Source organism: Rhodococcus sp. NPDC057014 (assembly GCF_042673295.1).
GTDB lineage: Bacteria > Actinomycetota > Actinomycetes > Mycobacteriales > Mycobacteriaceae > Rhodococcus_F.
Genome location: NZ_JBHUSF010000645.1, coordinates 1 through 1,215, shown reverse-complemented (window position 1 = coordinate 1,215; position 1,215 = coordinate 1). Strand labels below are relative to the sequence as shown.

The following is a 1,215-nucleotide window of genomic DNA, read 5'->3' as shown; positions in this document are numbered from 1 at the left end:
CAGACCCCGCACTGCGGGGTCGTCCCGTGATCGTCGGCGGTGGTGTCGTGCTGGCCGCGAGCTACGAGGCGAAGGCGTACGGGGTGCGCACGGCCAGTAGCGGCGCCCAGGCGTTGCGGCTGTGCCCACACGCCGTCGTGGTGCGCCCGCGGATGTCGGCGTACGCCGCCGCCAGCAGGGCGGTGTTCGAGGTCTTCGAGCACACGACACCGCTGGTCGAGGGTCTGTCGATCGACGAGGCGTTCCTCGACGTCGCGGGGCTGCGCAAGATCGCGGGCACACCGGTCGACATCGCGGCACGACTGCGCCGCGACGTGCGCGAGCAGGTAGGTCTGCCGATCACCGTCGGCGTCGCGCGAACGAAATTCCTCGCCAAGGTCGCCAGCGCGGTGGGCAAGCCCGACGGACTGCTGCACGTGCCGCCGGACCGCGAGATCGAATTCCTGCACCCGCTGCCGGTCGAACGGCTGTGGGGAGTCGGGGCGGTGACGTCGCGCAAGCTCCGCGACGCGGGGATCGCCACCGTCGGCCGGCTGGCCCACTATCCGGAAGAGTTGCTCGTGTCCATCGTCGGACCGGCGGCGGGCCACCACCTCCACGCGCTCGCCTGGGCGCGCGATCCCCGTCCCGTGCAGGTCGGGCGCAGGCGGAGATCCGTCGGCGCCCAGCACGCCCTGGGGCGCAGACCCACGTCGCGGGAGGACGTGGACGCCGCGCTGGTGACGCTGGTCGACCAGGTGGCGGGCCGGCTGCGCCGCGGCAAGCGGGTGGGGCGCACGGTGGTGCTGCGGCTGCGGTTCGACGACTTCACCCGGGTCACCCGGTCGCACACCCTGGCGCAGCCGTCGGCGCAGACACAGACGATCCTCACCACGGCCCGGGGACTGCTCGGCAACGCGATGCCGATGATCGAGAGCAAGGGCATCACCCTCGTCGGCGTCGCGGTGGCCAACCTCGAGGACGACTGCCCGCAACAGCTGGCGCTGCCGTTCGATCCGTACACGCGCAGCACGCTCGACACCACGCTCGACAGCCTCCGCGACCGGTTCGGCTCCTCGGCGGTCACCCGCGCGGTCCTGCTGGGCCGGGATCAGGGGGTGAGCGTGCCGATCCTGCCGGACTAGGCCCAAAGCCGTGTAGTTAGCGGGGACGGCTGGCGGTCAAGGATTCGGGTCTTGGGCGTGTCGTGCGCGAATGGGTAGCGGAGCTCCGGTA

At 71.9% G+C, this 1,215-nt stretch carries 1 protein-coding gene; it reads left to right on the top strand.

Annotated features, from left to right (window positions below; genetic code table 11):
• A partial coding sequence (dinB, locus tag ACFTZB_RS45715; protein ID WP_378442628.1) for a DNA polymerase IV occupies window positions 1-1,124 on the top strand: 1,124 nt, incomplete at its 5' end.
• Between the last annotated feature and the right edge of the window lie 91 nt (window positions 1,125-1,215).